The sequence below is a fragment of the Natrialba sp. INN-245 genome (assembly GCF_009807105.1).
In the GTDB taxonomy this organism is placed as follows: Archaea; Halobacteriota; Halobacteria; order Halobacteriales; family Natrialbaceae; genus Natrarchaeobius; species Natrarchaeobius swarupiae.
The window spans coordinates 110,918-127,332 of record NZ_WUBV01000059.1; the positions used below are offsets into that span (position 1 = coordinate 110,918).

A 16,415-nucleotide genomic window follows, 5' to 3' on the forward strand; every position below is an offset into this window, starting at 1 on the left:
CGTGTTCTCGACCCGTGGTGCGTGACCGATCGCTATTAATGTCCCGAGGACCGTAGTTGCGATCGGATCCAATGTCGCTTCTCGGCGTGGTGATCGAACTCGCTTTCGTTGTTGTCGCGATGCTTGCGACTGCAACACTCGCCCTCGTCGGCCCGAGACGGCTATCTGCTGCGATTCGTGACTTTCGGTGGCGGTTCAGGGTGTGTTTGCTTCCCGTCGTCGCGCTCGTTACGGTGTTGGCGATTCGGTGGTCGACCGTCGACGTCGTTATGCGTCTAGAGCGGCGCGTTCTTGGAACGAACATCACTCCGATCCTCTTCGAGATCGAGCAGGCGGTCTTTCCGGAGAACCCCGTTATCGTGCTCCAGTCGTTTCAGTCCCCGGAGCTGACTAGTTTCTTCGTCTTCGTCTACATCTACGGATACGCCTTTCTGTTGTTGTTCCCGTTCGTCGCTTACTTCGCCCTGGAGGATGCCGAGGAGCTCCGGACGTTGATCCTCGCGTTCACGGCGAACTATGCGATCGGATTGGTTTGTTACGTTTTCTTTATCGCCTACGGGCCGCGAAACTTCGATCCACTCCTGTTCGAGGGGCTGTTGTACGATGCGTTTCCGCAATCGCGGATGCTCACGAACCAGGTCAATCAGAGCACGAACGTCTTTCCCTCGTTGCACACGTCGCTTTCGATGACCGTCTTCTTCCTCGCGGTGTTGACCCGTCGAAAGTATCCGGTATGGGTTCCGATTTCGGGCGTTCTCGCGATTAGCGTCGTCGTCTCGACGATGTATCTCGGGATCCACTGGTTTTCGGACGTGGTTGCTGGAACGATTCTCGCAGTCGTCAGCGTGTACGTCGGTCGCAACTACACCGTACAGGAGATCGCCGGATCGGTACGACAGTATCTCGGTACCGGGTTCAACCGGATCGGGCGAGCAGACGGCGATTGAGACGGGCTCCTATCACTGTTTACGGAAACACTTACAGATTACACTCGGAGTGGCTTCCGTGAGCGCTCTACTCTCGCACGCCGGTGGTTCGTCCGTGGAACCGCCCTCACGAGCGCCGTAGCCGGCTCGTAGACGACGCGGTCCGTCGGCGCTTTTTCCGCGACGATCTTCCAGAAACCGGGGGAGCGAACCGTGATCTCACACCGTCCGCGAGCGTTCGTCCGAACCCATCTGGTTCCGAGGTCGACGATCGCCCCCTCGACCGGTCTGTTGGCCCGGTCCCGGACGCAAACGGTGATCGGTGTGTCGACCGGCACTTCACGGGGAACGCCTTCGAGTACCAGTGATCGTTCGATCCGCATACCAATCGCTACGGGTCCAGGATGCAAAAAACGCCACACCCGTCAGTGTCACTGCATTCCGACCGTCGATCACTCCTCGAGGGAGATCGTTCGGCCGGCCCCGCTCGATCGGTACACCGCGTCGATGATCTCCTGGACGGCAAGAGCCTGTGCGATGCTGTCGTCGTCGCTGCGTCCCTCGACGATCTCGTCGAAAAACGCCCGCAGTTCGTCGGTGTGTGTATCGTTCTGGTGGGTCTCGACGACCGTATCTTCGAGGTGATCCGGCCCGATCGAACTCGCCGAGTGGAAACTGAGCGTTCCCTCGAGCAGATCGAACGTGGCCGCGGCGTCCGTGCCACGAACGACGAACTCGTGGTTCGCCGGCCGATTCGTCGCCCAGGCGACTTCGAGGCTAATCGTCTCGTCGCCCGCACACCGGACGAACGCGCTCGCCGAGTCATCGACGTCGAATCCTCCGGGCCCGGAGTCGTCGGCCCACATCTCGAGGTAGGCGTACTCTTCGCGCGATCCGAACTCACTTCGTGTGACGCCGTTTACCTCCTTGGTGTCCGGATAGTCGAGCAGATACATCGCGAGGTCGACCGCGTGGACACCGAGATCGATGAGTGCACCACCGCCCGCGATCTGTCGTCTGGTAAACCACGATCCTCGGCCAGGGATTCCTCGTCGCCGGACGTAGTTCGCTTCGATGTGCGTAACCTCGCCAAGATCCCCACGGTCGATCCGACTTTTCACGATCTGCACCGTGTTCGCAAACCGGTTGTTGAAGCCAACTGCACAGTAGGTATCGGACGACGACGCCGCATCGGCGATTCGCCGTGCGCTGTCGATCGAGTGTGCGAGCGGCTTCTCGAGGAGGACGTGAAGATCGCGCTCGAAGGCGTCGACTGCGTACTCCTCGTGGAATCTGTTTGGGGTCGTGACGATGACGGCGTCGATAGTGTCGTACAGTTTCTGGTGGTCGTCGTAGACGTCGACGTCGTAGCGACGCGCGAAGCGGTTTCGCGCCTCGGCGGCAACGTCCATTCCGCCGACGAACTCGACGCCGAGCTCTCTGAGACGTTCGGCGTGGAACTGTCCGATGTTGCCGAGGCCGACGATTCCCGTTCGAATATCGTATTTGTTCGCTGTCATCGGAGGGGCACTGCGTCCGTTTTCTCACTCATACATCTAATGTCGCTATATAGAACGTATGTGCTCACCCCTTTTCTCTCCGTCGCCAAACGGAGAATCAGTGGAGCGGTGGCGAGCATCAACTGTCGGCCTCTCCCGTCGCCGGCCCGGATTCTCGCTCGGAACGGTCAGTGATGCCGTGGGCCAGTGCGGTACCGGTCTCCGTCTCGAAGAGGTGGACTCTCGACCGATCGAGGACGACGTCGACGGACTGGTTCTCTCGGATCTCCGTATCGGGTGTGACGCTCATCAGCAACTGGTCGGACGACGACGTGGGGTCTTTCTCCATCGAGTGGTCCGCGCTGTCGGTGAGCATGAGGTAGACGAACACTTCGTTTCCCATCGGCTCGAGAACGTCGGTCCGTACGCCGATCGGCTCCGACGGCTCGTCCAGGGCGTCTGCGTTCTCCGCCACGTGGACGTCCTCCGGTCTGATACCCACTGTTATCCCGTCGCCGACGGCCGTCTCCGGGACGGCGGCGCGAGCGAGCGAGACGTCGAAATGCGCGGTTTCGATGCGCCCGTCCGCGACCGTTCCCTCGGCGAAGTTCATCGACGGCGAGCCGATAAAGCCCGCGACGAACCGATTTGCGGGTTCGTTGTAACAGACCAGCGGCGGCGCGATCTGCTGAAGTCGCCCTTCGTTCAGGACCGCGATCCGGTCTGACATCGTCATCGCCTCGGCTTGATCGTGGGTGACGTAGATGATCGTCGTCCCGAGTTCGCGGTGGAGTCGCTGGAGTTCGGTTCGCATGTGGACCCGAAGCTTCGCGTCCAGGTTCGCGAGCGGCTCGTCCATCAGGAAGACGTCGGGGTTGCGAACGATCGCGCGGGCGATCGCGACGCGTTGACGCTGCCCGCCCGATAACTCGTCGGGCATCCGCTCGAGCATCCCCTCGAGTTGGACGATCTCCGTAGCGCTCTCGACCCGGCGTCTGATCTCCTCGTCGTCGTACGTCCGGAGTCGGAGGCCGAAGGAGACGTTCTCGAAGACGTTCATGTGTGGAAAGAGCGCGATGTTCTGGAACACCATCGCCACACCGCGGTCTTTCGGCGCGAGATTTGTCACCTCGTCGTCGCCGATGAAGACCCGTCCCTCGGTCGGTTTGGTCAGTCCGGCAACTGTCTCCATCGTCGTCGACTTGCCACAGCCCGAGGGGCCGACGAAGGTGACGAACTCGCCGTCTTCGACCTCGAGGCTGACGTCGTCGACCGCGGTGACGTCTTCGAAGCGTTTCGTGACGTTCTCGAGTCGTACTCGTGCCATGGGTTACTCTTTGAGTGCGCCCGCGGTCAGTCCGCTGACGATCTTCTCCTGGGCGACGATCACGAGGATCGCCACCGGAATCACGCCGACGATGCTCGCAGCCGCCATCAGGTTGTACAGCACCTCGTACTGGCCCTGGTATCCGAGGATCCCCTCGAGGATCGGCGCCCAGTTTTCGGGTTGGCCGTCGGTCATCAGAAACGAGAAGAAGAACTCGTTGTAGACGGCGATGAACGTCAACACGCCGGCGGTCGCGACGCCGGGAGCAGAAAGCGGGATGATCACCCGAAATAGGGCACCGAGTCTGGTCGTCCCTTCGACGCGTGCGGCGTCCTCCAGTCCGTCCGGAATCTGTGAGTAAAACGTCGTGAGGATAAATATTGCCAGCGGCATGAAGATCGCAGACAGCGGCAACACCATCGCACCGGGTGTGTTGTAGAGGCTTCCGTCACCCGTAATCGGCTCGAGGGCGGCGAACTGGGTGTTGAACAGGTCGTTCAGAGGGATGAAGAAGGCCGCCGGTGGGAAAAACGAGATCACCAGCACCAACAGCACCAGCGGCACCTTCCCGGGGAACTCGAGACGACCGAAGGCGTAGCCCGCGAGGCTGGCGATCACCAGCACGATGATCGTCGAGGCGGTCGCGATGACGAAGCTGTTGAACATGTACCAGTGGAAGGGGATGACTTCGAAGACCTCGACGAACGCGCCAGGGTTGAAGCCGTTCGGCATGAGGATGATGTCCTGCTGGCGGCCTTCCGGCGTGAGTGCGACCATGAGCAGCCAGTAGAACGGAAACAGCGTCGTCACGAGAAAGAAGATCGTCGCGACGTAAAACAGCGATCGGTACACTCGCCGAGGGTTCGAAATGGCGTTGGCGACCCACCGCTGGAAGGGCCCCCGGTCGAGTTCGACCTCCCGATCGTCCTCGAATATCGTTCCTCGATCCGCCGTCTCGCCCTCGATCCGTCCGCCGTCGGGGAGCCGAGTGGACCGGAAATCGCGGCTCGAGACGTCCCCGGCGGCACGGGTAACGTCGCTCCCGGCTCGATCGTCAGAGCTGGTTCGGCCGCGTTCGTCCGGGTCGGATCGGTCGTCCGAGTCGGTTCCTCCGTCTCCATCCGGGTCGGATCGGTCACGCTCCCGTCCGCTCGAGTCGACTCGGTCCCGATCGCTTCGTTCATCGGTCATCAGTAGAGCCCTCCCTCCGTATCGCGGAAGAAGAAGACGTAGACGGAGATGATCAGGCCGATCACGAGTGCGGTCGCGAACGCGACGGCGGCGGCCGTTCCGTAGATGCGGGTCCCGCCGAACATCGCCTCGACGACGAGACAGGTAAGCGACGGCACGGTCGTACAGCCGGCGGTCGACTCGATCAGCCCGTAGACGCGCATCGCGTCCATTGTCCGGAACAACATCGCGACCAGCAACGCCGGCATCACCAGCGGGAGCGTGATCATCTTGAACCGTTGCCAGGGTGACGCGCCCGCGACGCGCGCGACGTTGTACAGACTTCGATCGACGCTCTGGAGGCCCGCGAGAATCAGCAAGGCCATGAACGCCGCCGACTTCCAGACGTCGGCGATGAGGATGATGACGAACGCGTCCTGGCTGTCGGCCAGCGGGTCCGGACCGAACAGGCCGAGCCACTGCATCAGATCGCTCCCGAATCCGACCGTCGGCTGAAACAGGAGAAAGAAGATCATCCCCTGGATGACGATCGGCACTGCCCAGGGGAGAATAATCGCGACCCGGACCCATCGACGGCCTCGGAAATCCTGATCGAGCACGTACGCCTGCGCGAACCCGATCACCGTCTCGATGAGTACGCTGATGACGGCGAACGCGAGCGTGACGAACAGCGCCTGCTGGAGAAACGGGACGCCGAACTCGACGAACGGGAACGACGTCGACACCGTGACGTCCATAAACTGCCGGGCGAGCCGGGCGTTTCCCGTGAGGATGTCGACGTAGTTCTCGAGGCCGACGAACCCGCCTAATGGCTCGAGTCCTCGCGTTCGGTCCTCTCGCAGGGACATGACGAACGTCATCACGAGCGGATAGAACGCGATCAGTGCCAGCAACGCAAACGCCGGCAACAGGAGGAGGTAGGCGTAGGCCCGCTCGCTCAAATTCTCCATCCAGTTGACGACGGCGTTCCCCGTCCGGTCGCGATCACGCGTCCGGTCTCCGCTGGTGAGCACGTCGATGGGAGTCTCCGAGCGGGCGTCGGCGTCGGAATCAGTCGCCATTCTGTCCCTCCACGTCCCGCTCGCTTCGCTCGAGTCGTCCGTTCAGGTCGTCCATCGCGGCTTCGGGGCTTTTGGCACCGCGGTAGGCGGCGTGGACCTCCTGGAAGATGAGCGCCGACTGCTCCGGCCAGACGTCAGTCACCGGTCGCGGAACCGCGTTCTCGCCGGCGATCCGTATCTGGTCGACGTAGCGTGCGACCGGGCCGATCTCGTCGGGATCGGCCTCCTCGACGAGATCGAGAATCGGCGGGAGAAAGCCCTGAAGTTCGAAGATAGTCAGCATCACGTCGTCGTGGGTAAACGCCTCGAGCACCTCGACTGCCCGCTCGTCCCGTTCGGTGTTCGGGTTGAGCGTCAGGTGCCAGCCGCCGAGTGCGGCGGCGGTCCCGCCGACGCCCTCGTACGCCGATTCGTCCTCGAGGACGGCGTACGGCATCGGCATGACGCCGAGATCCTCGCCGAAGACGTCCTCGCCACCGGTTTCGGCGATCGCGAACGGCCAGTTTCGATGGGCAACGGCGTCCCCGTTCGAAAACGGTCCGAGCGACTCCTGTTCAGACCACTGGACGATCGCCGTCGGACAGATCTGCGGGTAGTCCTCGAGGGCGTGGTCGTCCTCGCTCCCGTGGATGAACGCCCGCATCATCCGGATCGCGTCGAGTACCGGCCCCTCGTCGACGGTGATCGGTCGATCGCCGGCGGTGAACAGGTTCTCCGTCCCACCGAAGTACGCGCCACCCCAGGTCGACATCACCTCGACGAACGAACAACAGGAGAGTCCCTCGTAGGCGGCCGCCTGCGTGGTGAATCCGTACTGGGTCCCGGCCGCACTCTGCGCTTCGCTCGTCGCCTCGGCGAACTCCTGCCAGGTTGGTGGGTCGGTCCCCCAGCCGTCCGTCTCGTAGCCGGCGTCATCGATCAGGTCCCGTCGGTACAGCATCGTTCCGAAGTCGGGAAACAACGGGATGGCGTGGAGATCTCCCGTCTCCGGATCGCGGGCCGTCTCGAGAGCCGCCTCGAGGTACTCGCCTTCGACCCGATCGCGGACGTCCGTCGGCAGGACCTCCGTCAGATTCGTGGTCTGCTCGCGCAGGATAAACGGGATCGTCCACCCGCTGTCCATCATGAAGATATCGGGTGGTGACCGGCCAGCCTGGAGCGCCGACTGGTACTGTTGCATCCGCTGAGCGGAGTCGTCGACGCTCGCCTGGACCTCGACGGTGACGTCCTCGTCGAGACCGGCATCCCACAGCGCCTCCTGGACCGACGCCTCGCCGTCGTCGGTGTGCATGATGTCCTGAAAATCGGTATCGCCGGTCATTACGATCGTCCGCTCGTCTCGCGCCTGACCGAGACAGCCGGCGACGCCGACGCCAGCGACGACGGCTGTCGTCGATGCGGTCGTCACGAACGCTCGGCGCGTCGACCGTCCGTTTCGATCCGCCGGTTGCCCGCCCATCGGATCTACTAGCAGGGCGCTCACACGTTTTAATCGTGTGTCTGGATAAATGCAATTAACGACGACTGTCGGAATCGGATACTGGTCTAACGAACCGTTTCCCGCCCGGGTCGGTGCGATCGATTACGAACGTCTGCGATCCAGCGGGCCCAAACTGGATCCGCAGGTTCACTCGTACGGTTTCCTATCCGTTAGCTCCGCGCACCCTCGACCCCTGGGACGGGTGCGCCGCGAGTCGGGACAGCAGTCCCTATTACTCTTCGATGGTCGGGGGCTCGTGGCGGCCGATGTGGATCTCGTGGGCTTCGACGTCCTCGAGGGCGGCGACGCGACCGCCGACGGTGATCTCCTCGCCATCCTCGCTCTCGAGGGTGAGGTTCGCGACCTCCTCGCTGACCTCGAAGGAGACCTCGCGGACCTTTCCGCGGACGACTCGCGAACCACCGATCTCGACATCCCGGCCGTCGATCGTGGCGTAAAACTCCCCACCTTCGTCGAGTAAATCTTTCACACACCGTCGAATCGAGGCGTATCGGCGGGGATACGATCGCGCCGACTCGTCCTCGCCGAGGGTTTCCTCTGCGGTCGTCCAGAGGACGGTTCCGAAAAACCCGGAGACGAGAAAGCCAAGCGCCGACCGGTTGAAGATGACGCCGTAGCGGTCCTGATCGTCACGAAGGGCGTCCTGGGTCGCATAGATCGAATAGTTTCCGTCGGCGACGGCGATGACCGGCGTCGTGATCCCGCGGCGGGCTCGCGCCGAGGTCGCGACCGCCAAATAGTCGAACTCGGCGGGTGCGGGCGCGTCGCTTGCGGGCGTAACGACCAGATCGACGCTCACGCCGTCGTCGACCGCTGCCTGTAACTCCTCCTCGAACCGCATCAACAGGTCGGGCGTCAACGAGAGCGACAGCTCGTACTCCGCGGCGTCGATGATCTCCTCTAGGTACCGGAGGATTGTCGATCGCGACTTGACCAGGGAGACTGCTTCGGTGTCTCGGGCGGGTGCCGTATACCGGGCCTCGAGTTCGTCGATCATCTGTTCGAGGGAGTCCTGGACGTCGTCGAACGCGTCGCCGGGATCGATCGCGACGACTTTCATCGGTCTCGACTCGCGAAGCTCGACCAGTCCTCGGTCGCTCAGGCTCCGAACGGTGTCGTAGACCCGCGGCTGTGGAATGTCCGTTCGATCCGAGATTTCACTCGCCGTGAGCTGGCCCTGACCCAGGACCGTCAGATACGCGTCGATCTCGTACTCGCCGAGGTTGAACCGATCCCCGACGTGCTCGACGGTCGAGCGAAGTTCGTCTGATGCCATACGCGTCTCCACGGACCCGATAGATAAAGAATTTATTATATTCCGAGTAGCATCTAGTTTCGAAATTAAGTTGCTCGATGAGTCGACGATCCACGTCCGACACCCGAGTCGGAAATCGCACGCCCCAATGGGGACAGAACCCTTAACCTCCGCGGGCATGACAGTGGTGGCATGCGCGAGGTATTGCAGTCTACCGACGCTGTCGGCGACGAAGTAAACGGGATTCTCCCGTCTTCGCTTCCAACGGTCACGGAGCTCACCCTCGCGCTCGTCGTTCTGCTCGTCGGCTGGTTTCTCTCGAAACTCGTCGTCAGACTCGTTGGACGGACCGTAGCTCGGCGTATCGAGCGTCCAAGCGTCACTCGAACCGTATTACGGGGCGTTCGAGTCGCTGTTCTCTTCGTTACCGTCCTCGTCGTCGGTGCAATTCTCGGCCTCAGCGGTGGCCAGATTTTCCTCTCGGTTACGGTCGTGTCGGCCGTGATCGCAGTCGTCCTCGCACCGCTCGTCAGCAGTTTCATCAACGGTTTTTTCGTCCTCGCAGACCGGCCCTACGAGATCGGTGACATGATCGAAGTCACCGACGAGGGCCATCGCGGGTTCGTCGAGGACATCACGATGCGATACACGAAGATATTCACCCTCCAGAACACCTTTATCGTCATTTCGAACTCCGAGATCCAACAGCGCGACGTCATCAACTACTCCGCCGAGGACGAACGAACCCGGATCTCCGTCGCGTTCGAGATTACCTACGAGAGCGACCTCGAGGCCGCTCGCCGTCACGCCGAACGTTCCGCTCGCGGCGTCGACAACGTCATCTCCGGCGGCCCAGACATTCGGATCGGAAGCGCCCGATACGCGGCCGCACCGGTCTGTACCGTCCAGGAGTACGCCGACAACGGGGTTCTCCTCGAGTTGTTCTTCTGGATCGAGCACCCATACAAACAACAGATTGCCCGATCGGCGGTCCACACGGCCGTTCGAGAACGGTTTCTCGATAACGGCATCGAGTTCGCCTACCCCCACCGCCACCACGTTTTCGACGACACCAGCGGGGTCGGACGGCTGGCAGTCGACTCGCGGGGCGACCCTGACTCCGGCGACGAGACTCGAGGGCGGCCATCGGCTGCCGAGGGAGCCAACAGTGACACGACCGGAACGAGGAACGAGTGACGACGGTGTCGATCACTGCGTGTGAGATCACGACTCGATTCGACGGATCTTTTATCCCGTTCCCGTCCGAACTCGAGATCGATCCACGATGTACGACGACGTCCTCGTTCCTACCGACGGGAGCGATACGATAGCCGAGACGCTCACCCACGGTCTCCCGATCGCCGTAGCTAACGATGCAACGGTCCACGCGCTGTACGTGGTCGACAGCCGAATCACCGCCGCAGGGGGCGAGGAGAACAGTCCCTCGGTCGAACGATCGCTCGAGGCCGATGGCCGCGACGCAGTCACAGCCGTCGACGAACGTGCGTCGGCGGCGGGACTCGAGACCGTCACCGAGGTGCGCAAGGGGACGCCCGCCAAGACGATTCTCGAGTACGCCGACGAACAGGACATCGACCTCGTCGTCATCGGAACGAAAGGCAAGAGCCCGCGCGAGAAGGTGACGTCGCTCGGGAGCGTCTCGGAACGGGTCGTCGACAACGCGTCGATCCCAGTATTCGTCGTTCGTGATCCCGACAAAACGACCGCTAACTGAGACGGTTTTCTGTCAGTCATCACTGCCGCTTCCGGAGAACGAACCCTGGGCACAGCGGTACACAGGGACAGCAATCCGTATGCGAGGGATTATCGTAGAACTTCATAGATCACCTGTCCGTCGATCGAAACACGGTGTCGACAGACAATCGGCGACACGTTCGGTTGCCCAGGACAACTCCTCTGATCTCTACTCGGCTTCCGGCGGTTAGGCCGTCGCTTCGACCGTGATGACTTCGCAGTCGAGGTGGGTCCGCAGATATCGATCGATGTTCGGGTTGTCGGTGAACCGTCGGAAGATCCGGCGCAGGCGGCTGGCTTGCTGGCCGCCGATCACGACTGCATCAGCGCCCTCGGCGGCGACCTCGTCGAGGATGCTCTCCTCGACGAGAAACCCCGTCCGAACCACGTACCGGACGTTCTCGAGCGGTCCGAACGTCCGTTCGACCGCATTTTTCAGGTCAATCCGTGTTACTTTCCGCCCGCTCTGGTAGAGGTCGACGTGAACCACTGTCAACGCCGCATCACGCTCTCGAGCGACTTCGATCGCTCGCTCGAGCGTTCGTCTCGAGTGTTTTGTCAACGGATACCGAACGGGAACCACGACGAGCGCCATTACACACTCGAACGATTCCCGTGCGGGTAAACTTTTCAGTCTCGATACCCCATCATGCGTAATCGTCGCATACCGGTTCCCCTCCACGTCCGGTTTGATCCACCGTTGGACGATCGGCTGATACCGACTGTCAACGGGCACCACTGTACATCGCCATATTGATTCACCGACATATAAGCATAAATGCTCGTATTAGAATGCACAGTATCCCATCGTGGACCCACTCAACCGCACTCGAACCGCGGGACTGGACTCTAAACAGGGGACAGTCATAAACCGAACGCGTGGATAGTTCGGGTATGCAACCGACTGTAACCGAAGGCGGGAAGACAGTCTACGTATCGAACACCGACGGTGACCGTGGGTCGAAGGGACCGTTTCTCGTTGCATACGAGTCTCAGGACGGGGTGAGTCGCTACGGTTGGTTCTGCTCGAACTGTGAAAGTTTTGATAACGCGATGGATGCCATGGGTCGAATCAAATGCAACTCGTGTGGTAACTTTCGGAAACCCACGGAGTGGGACGCCGCCCACGAGTAATGGAGCCGAGTTCGACGCACGACGTAATTGGCTATTACTAATCGTTTTTCGCCGGTCAGAGAGTACATTTGTCTCTCTCTGTTGGTTCCTTCCGAATGAATTTCATCCCATCTCACAGATAGTTTTCATATACGAACATTTATACTGGATGGCCGTGTATACCCGTACCGAATGGGTCCTGTTAACATGCGACTCGTCGAGCAGGCCAGGTCGATCTTCGCAGAGCTTGGATACACCGTCGAGGGAGACGGCCCCGAATTTCGAGCCGAACGCGCGTGGAAAGTGGTCCACGTAAACACCGTCCTCGAGAACGAAACGCTGCCGACGGCGTCGTCCGGTCAGTTCCACTGTTTCGTCGCACAGCCGGAGGACGCAGACGCCCTCGAGACACGACTCACCAGCGTGGATCCGAGCTACGAATGGGCGATTATCGTCGTCGACGGGGAGGAGTATCAGGTCGAACGAGCGCCGCCGGGGCCTCGAGTCTCGGCCTGACGAACGGTCGGGATTCTATCCTTCGAGTGCACGCCGCGTCGCCGTTACGCCGCGACCCGGATCGACGTCGGCACCCATATCTTCCAGAACGTCACCCAGCGCAGTCACCACGTAGACGACGTTCTTCGGACGCGCGGAGTAGCCCATACAACCGATGCGGAAAATCTCGCCGTCTAAGTCGCCCAGACCGCTTGCGACCTCGAGGTCGTACCGTTCGAGCAACTCGGCACAGACTTCGCCGTCGTCGATCCCGTCCGGGACGCGGACGGCGTTTAAGCTCGGAAGCCAGTACTCGTCCGGTGCGTTCATCTCGAGGCCCATCGCCTCGACGCCAGCTTTCAGTGCACCCGCCAGTCGCTCGTGGCGTGCCCACCGGTTCTCGATGCCTTCCTCGGCGACGAGTCGCAGCGCCTCTCTGATCGCGTACACGTTCGTGATCGGCGCGGTGTGGTGGTACGATCGGTCGTCGCCCCAGTACCCCTCGAGCAAGGAGAGATCGAGGTACCACGAACGGGGTTCCTCCTCGCGTGAGAGGACTTTCTCCATCGCCTCGTCCGACAGCGTAAGCGGACTCGCTCCCGGCGGACAGGAGAGACATTTCTGTGGGCCCGCGTAGGCGACGTCGATCCCCCACTCGTCGACGCGGAGTTCGACGCCGCCGATCGAGGTGACGGTGTCGGCGATCACCAGCGCGTCGTGATCGTGGGCCGCGGCGGTGAGCGCCGAGACGTCGGGTTGGAGGACCCCCGTACTCGTCTCGGCGTGGACGAAGCCGAAGACGTCCGGATCGTATTCGGCCAGCGCGTCGGCGACGTCGTCCGGCTCGAGTGGCTCCCCCCACGGGGCGTCGACTTCGACGACCTCGCCGCCGGCACGACGCGCCATCGAGGCCATTCGTCCGCCGAAGTAGCCGTTTGTCGGGACGAGCATGGTCTCGCCGGGCTCGACGACGTTCCCGATCGCTGCCTCCATCGCGGCGGAGCCGGTTCCTGAGACCGGGATCGTCCACTGGTTGTCCGTCCGGAACGTGTATCGCAACAGTTCCTGAACTTCGTCCATGATCTCGACGAACGACGGGTCGAGGTGACCGACAAGTGGCGTACTCATCGCGCGCAACACGCGTGGGTGAACGTCGCTCGGACCTGGTCCCATCAGGGTCCGGTTCGGCGGCACCAATTCGTCTATCTCTGATATGTCTCTCGAATTTTCACCGGTTTGCATGGACTAAAACTGTGGTCCTATCCTCAAAAACGTTCATAAAACTCCCGAAACGTGAACCGCCTTCCAACGAGTGGACCACCGCCTATATTTAAGTTCCGATGACACGTAGTTGCCGAGGCGATGGTTTTCAAGAAGATCACCCTCATCGGCACGAGCACAGAGAGCTTCGACGACGCCGCGGACGACGCGATCGATCGGGCCGAAGAGACACTGCAAAACGTCCAGTGGATCGAAGTCGACGAACTCGGGGTCGAGATCGCAACCGCCGACGACCGCGAGTACCAAGCCGAGGTCACCGTCGCCTTCGAACTGGAGGAGTAGAACCGCATCTCGCAACTCGTTTCTACCATCTCGCAACTCGTCCGTGGGGACACCGATATCTCGGACAACAGTTACCCAGCCACTACGCCGCCGGGGACAGCGACGGAGATCAGGTCCGGAACGATTCGCCACAGCCACACTCGCTGACGACGTTCGGGTTCTCGACGTGGAACCCTTCCGCTTGCAACCCGCTCTCGTAGTTGAGGACGCTTCCCTCGATGTACTTCAGACTCGCCGGATCGACGAACACCCGAAGATCGTGATGTTCGTAGATCGTGTCGTCCTCGTCGGGCGTGTCGTCGAATCGCATCCCGTAAGACAGACCTGCACACCCGCCCTGTTGGACGAAAAGCCGGAGTCCGGCCTCTCCGCAGTCGAGTCCCTCTCCCTCGAGCAACGAGAGAGCCTGCTCGGCCGCCTCCTCGGTCACCTCGATCTCGGGGCGGGTCGCCGATTCCCCGCCATCCAGACTGTCCGTACTCATACATCCCCTTTCCCGCGCAACGGTGTTAACCTTGACGCCATTCCGTACGTTCGCACCTAGCCAGAACCGGTTTCGAGCGAGCCACTCTCACCAACCCCGTTTTCCCGGCACTTGACCGACCAATAATACTCGCCGAACTGGCGCTCGTCGTTGCTCGAGAGTCCGATTCCCCGTTTCGCGAGCAACTCGACCATCCGTTTGGTCTCACACTCGTACCACATCGAGAGTAGCCAGACGTTTCGTTGGGCGTAATCGTAGTTGCGCTCGAGGATGCGTCCGTCGGTTGGATCGACCTCACACGGTTGCATCAGAAAGCGACTCCACTCTCCAGTGACGTAAAACTGCCATCCAAATCCTTGAGACTGTCTGCGATGACTGATTGCCGATCGATCACCGACCGTTGTGTGATCGACCGGGACCGGTGTATCGCAGTCCGTATTGGGTGTGAACGTGTCGTTTACGAACCCCCGTCTTCGATCCGCTCGAGCCGGACGCGAACGCTCTCCGCGTGAGCTTCGAGTCCCTCGGCGTCGGCAAGCGTCGTGATCGTCTCGCCGACGTCGGCGAGTCCGTCACCCGAGAGGCGCTGGACGGTCGTCGATCGCAGGAACGTTTCGACCGAGAGACCGCCCGTGACCCGAGCCCCACCGTTCGTCGGCAGGACGTGGTTCGTGCCGCTGGCGTAGTCGCCCGCGGCAACCGGCGTGTTCGGCCCCAGAAAGACGCTTCCAGCGCTATCGATCCGTGACAGGATCGACTCGTCGTCGTCGGCGACGATCGAGAGGTGTTCGGGTGCGTACTCCTCGGTGAAGAGGATCGCCTCGCTCATCGACCGTGCGAGCAAGACGCCGCTGGCGTCGTTCTCGAGTGCTTCTCGAATCACGTCTTTCCGCTCGCGCGCGCGGACCAATTCGGTGACCGCGGTCGTGATCGCGTCCGCGGTCGCCTCGTCATCGGTGACGGCGACGACCGAGGTGTTCGGATCGTGTTCGGCCTGGGCGAGTAACTCGGCCGCGACGAGTTCAGGATCGGCCGTCTCGTCCGCGACGACGACCACCTCGCTCGGGCCAGCGAGGAAATCGATCTCGACGTCACCTCGGACCACCGCCTTCGCGGCGGTCACCCACTTGTTCCCGGGACCAACGATTTTTTCGACCCGATCGATCGTCTCCGTCCCGTAGGCGAGACTCGCGACCGCCTGTGCACCCCCCACCTGGTAGACCACGTCGGCACCAGCGGCGTAGATTGCCGCGAGCGTCGCCGGACTGATCTCCTCGGCGGGCGGAGTGACGACCGCGACGTGGTCGACGCCCGCGACGACCGCTGGGACGACACCCATGATCGCACTCGAGGGATAGGCCGCCGAGCCACCGGGCACGTAGACGCCGACCCGGTCGATCGGCCGGAATCGGCGTCCGAGTTCACGCCCATCCGCGAACTCCCGTCGCCAGTCTTCGGGCAACTGGGCCTCGTGAAACTCCCTGACGTTCGCCGCTGCGGCGTCGACCGCCTCCCGAAGCTCCGGGTCGAGATCGTCGTACGCGCGCTCACACTCGTCGGTAATCTCGAGGTTTCCGACGTCGACACCGTCGAACTCACTCGAGAACTCGCGAACGGCGACGTCTCCCTCCTCGCGGACTCGCTCGACGATCTCCCGAACGTCTCCTGTGACCGACTCGATGCCGGCGTCGCGGTCGAAAAACGCCGCGCGTTCGTCCGGTCCGAGTTCGGCCGTCTCCCGCACCTCGATACTCATACGCCCGCGTTCGGGCGGCGGGCGAAAAACCGTTTCCTTCCGCTACCCGTCCGAATCTTCGACTGTCCAGACGCCAACCGCGTCGAGGGTCGCTCTGACGAAGAGGTAGACGAGTATTCCGAATCCGGCGAACACGATCGGTGACTGGAGAACTTCGGCGATTCCTCGGCCGAGAAGGAGCTGACCGAACCCCCGGACGAAGAAACTCGCGATCACGAGGGCGAACCCGAGTATCGCGAGTGTGACGAACCCCTGTCTGTCCATACGCGCGGGTAGCATTTCCGGTCGCTAAGTCCTACCGGACCGTCCTCTCATCGCGGCCCTGTGAACAGTCACCTCGAGACTACCCAACGTGGCTCAGTCGGGCCTCGAGACGACGGCCTTATGTATGGACCCGAACCTCGTCATGAATACGAACGACGCGGCGTCGGTCGCCGCGTTCTCCGGCCGTATTCCGGCACGGAGAGCATACGCATCCACTACGCCTCG

General features: G+C 61.9%; 19 protein-coding genes. 6 read left to right on the forward strand and 13 right to left on the reverse strand.

The annotated features are described in order from the left end of the window. Positions 1-71: 71 nt before the first annotated feature. Positions 72-947 (forward strand): phosphatase PAP2 family protein, encoded by an 876-nt coding sequence (locus tag GRS80_RS15790; protein ID WP_160048415.1) that lies wholly within the window; start codon positions 72-74, stop codon positions 945-947. Between the two features lie 38 nt (positions 948-985). Here GRS80_RS15790 and GRS80_RS15795 read toward each other — a convergent pair whose 3' ends face one another. The 7 genes from GRS80_RS15795 to GRS80_RS15825 form a co-directional block, all read right to left on the reverse strand. Beyond that, positions 986-1,309 carry a carboxypeptidase regulatory-like domain-containing protein gene (locus GRS80_RS15795; protein WP_160048398.1) on the reverse strand — a complete coding sequence of 108 codons (324 nt, stop codon included), beginning with the start codon at positions 1,307-1,309 and terminating at the stop codon, positions 986-988. A 69-nt stretch (positions 1,310-1,378) separates the two neighbouring features. Further along, positions 1,379-2,446 carry a Gfo/Idh/MocA family oxidoreductase gene (locus GRS80_RS15800; protein WP_160048399.1) on the reverse strand — a complete coding sequence of 356 codons (1,068 nt, stop codon included), beginning with the start codon at positions 2,444-2,446 and terminating at the stop codon, positions 1,379-1,381. Between the two features lie 118 nt (positions 2,447-2,564). Continuing rightward, a complete protein-coding gene (locus tag GRS80_RS15805; RefSeq protein WP_160048400.1) occupies positions 2,565-3,752 on the reverse strand; it encodes an ABC transporter ATP-binding protein in 1,188 nt (395 codons plus the stop codon). 3 nt (positions 3,753-3,755) lie between these two features. Continuing rightward, complete coding sequence (locus GRS80_RS15810) at positions 3,756-4,943, reverse strand: carbohydrate ABC transporter permease (protein WP_235019772.1); 1,188 nt, start codon at positions 4,941-4,943, stop codon at positions 3,756-3,758. Continuing rightward, positions 4,943-6,004, reverse strand: a complete 1,062-nt coding sequence (locus tag GRS80_RS15815) for a sugar ABC transporter permease (protein WP_160048401.1) — start codon at positions 6,002-6,004, stop codon at positions 4,943-4,945. Before GRS80_RS15815 ends, GRS80_RS15810 begins: the two co-directional genes overlap by 1 nt. Beyond that, complete coding sequence (locus tag GRS80_RS15820) at positions 5,994-7,463, reverse strand: extracellular solute-binding protein (protein ID WP_160048402.1); 1,470 nt, start codon at positions 7,461-7,463, stop codon at positions 5,994-5,996. The genes GRS80_RS15815 and GRS80_RS15820 overlap by 11 nt, the downstream gene beginning before the upstream one ends. A 253-nt stretch (positions 7,464-7,716) precedes the next feature. Then, positions 7,717-8,781, reverse strand: coding sequence for a TrmB family transcriptional regulator (locus GRS80_RS15825; protein WP_160048403.1), 1,065 nt, complete (start codon positions 8,779-8,781; stop codon positions 7,717-7,719). Positions 8,782-8,952: 171 nt separating this feature from the next. On the opposite strand from GRS80_RS15825, the gene GRS80_RS15830 reads away from it, so the two are divergent. Both GRS80_RS15830 and GRS80_RS15835 read left to right on the forward strand, forming a co-directional pair. Further along, complete coding sequence (locus tag GRS80_RS15830) at positions 8,953-9,957, forward strand: mechanosensitive ion channel family protein (protein WP_160048404.1); 1,005 nt, start codon at positions 8,953-8,955, stop codon at positions 9,955-9,957. 88 nt (positions 9,958-10,045) lie between these two features. Beyond that, positions 10,046-10,495, forward strand: a complete 450-nt coding sequence (locus GRS80_RS15835; protein ID WP_160048405.1) for a universal stress protein — start codon at positions 10,046-10,048, stop codon at positions 10,493-10,495. Positions 10,496-10,702: 207 nt separating this feature from the next. Here GRS80_RS15835 and GRS80_RS15840 read toward each other — a convergent pair whose 3' ends face one another. Next, the gene (locus GRS80_RS15840; RefSeq protein ID WP_149082565.1) at positions 10,703-11,110 is read right to left on the reverse strand and encodes a universal stress protein; all 408 of its coding nucleotides are present in this window, start codon (positions 11,108-11,110) and stop codon (positions 10,703-10,705) included. Positions 11,111-11,409: 299 nt separating this feature from the next. Here GRS80_RS15840 and GRS80_RS15845 point away from each other — a divergent pair, with 299 nt between their 5' ends. After that, on the forward strand, positions 11,410-11,649 hold the full coding sequence (locus tag GRS80_RS15845) for a DUF5816 domain-containing protein (RefSeq protein WP_149082564.1): 240 nt from the start codon (positions 11,410-11,412) through the stop codon (positions 11,647-11,649). Positions 11,650-11,835: 186 nt separating this feature from the next. Beyond that, a complete protein-coding gene (locus GRS80_RS15850) occupies positions 11,836-12,144 on the forward strand; it encodes a hypothetical protein (RefSeq protein ID WP_160048416.1) in 309 nt (102 codons plus the stop codon). A gap of 15 nt (positions 12,145-12,159) precedes the next feature. Here the strand turns inward: GRS80_RS15850 and GRS80_RS15855 are convergent, their stop codons facing one another. Continuing rightward, complete coding sequence (locus GRS80_RS15855; RefSeq protein WP_160048406.1) at positions 12,160-13,365, reverse strand: alanine--glyoxylate aminotransferase family protein; 1,206 nt, start codon at positions 13,363-13,365, stop codon at positions 12,160-12,162. A gap of 120 nt (positions 13,366-13,485) precedes the next feature. Here GRS80_RS15855 and GRS80_RS15860 point away from each other — a divergent pair, with 120 nt between their 5' ends. After that, positions 13,486-13,686, forward strand: a complete 201-nt coding sequence (locus GRS80_RS15860) for a dodecin (RefSeq protein ID WP_160048407.1) — start codon at positions 13,486-13,488, stop codon at positions 13,684-13,686. 109 nt (positions 13,687-13,795) lie between these two features. Here GRS80_RS15860 and GRS80_RS15865 read toward each other — a convergent pair whose 3' ends face one another. The 4 genes from GRS80_RS15865 to GRS80_RS15880 form a co-directional block, all read right to left on the reverse strand. Next, positions 13,796-14,170 (reverse strand): iron-sulfur cluster assembly accessory protein, encoded by a 375-nt coding sequence (locus tag GRS80_RS15865; protein ID WP_160048408.1) that lies wholly within the window; start codon positions 14,168-14,170, stop codon positions 13,796-13,798. A gap of 56 nt (positions 14,171-14,226) precedes the next feature. Then, positions 14,227-14,478, reverse strand: a complete 252-nt coding sequence (locus GRS80_RS15870) for a hypothetical protein (protein ID WP_160048409.1) — start codon at positions 14,476-14,478, stop codon at positions 14,227-14,229. Between the two features lie 149 nt (positions 14,479-14,627). Then, entirely contained in the window at positions 14,628-15,926 is a 1,299-nt protein-coding gene (gene hisD, locus GRS80_RS15875; protein ID WP_160048410.1) for a histidinol dehydrogenase, read from the reverse strand. 42 nt (positions 15,927-15,968) lie between these two features. After that, positions 15,969-16,190 (reverse strand): hypothetical protein, encoded by a 222-nt coding sequence (locus GRS80_RS15880; RefSeq protein ID WP_149082558.1) that lies wholly within the window; start codon positions 16,188-16,190, stop codon positions 15,969-15,971. Between the last annotated feature and the right edge of the window lie 225 nt (positions 16,191-16,415).